The following is a 557-nucleotide window of genomic DNA, read 5'->3' as shown; positions in this document are numbered from 1 at the left end:
GGTGTACCGTGCAGGTAAAGCCCCATAGCTCCCAGTGATTCACCATGATCGGAGACGTAGAGCAACGCGGTCTTGTACTTATCTTCGTAGGTTTTCAACTTGGCAATCATCTCTGCAATCACGAAATCCGTGTAGCGGATGGTGTTGTCATAGGTGTTGGTGAGCTCTTCATCTGTGCAGTTTTCAATATCACTGCGTGGACAGTCAGGGGTGAACTGACGATGAGCATCAGGATAGCGCTTGTAGTAGGTTGGGCCATGGCTACCTATCAGGTGGAAGCCAACCAGCTTATCCCCTTTCATTTGAGCAATTTCACTATCGAGGTCTTGAAGGACAACCTCGTCATAGCATGTATTTTTATCGCAGAATTTAGGGTGATCTTTTGGTTCGATTTCGATGTTAGGAACTCGGTCGCAAACACCTTTGCAGCCGCCATCGTTCTCCTTCCAAAAGATGGAGATCCCCGTTTTTTGCAACACATCTAGCAGGCCCTCGCTATTGCGAGCGCGATTATCATCAAACTCCTTTCTACCCATATTGGAGAACATGCAGGGAAC

1 protein-coding gene is annotated in these 557 nt (G+C 47.8%); it reads right to left on the bottom strand.

The features are described from left to right. A partial coding sequence (locus tag BN1128_RS24800) for a phosphoethanolamine transferase (protein WP_156140422.1) occupies positions 1-557 on the bottom strand: 557 nt, incomplete at both ends.

The organism is Aeromonas piscicola, assembly GCF_000820005.1.
In the GTDB taxonomy this organism is placed as follows: domain Bacteria; phylum Pseudomonadota; class Gammaproteobacteria; order Enterobacterales; family Aeromonadaceae; genus Aeromonas; species Aeromonas piscicola.
This window is presented reverse-complemented; position numbering and strand designations above follow the sequence as displayed.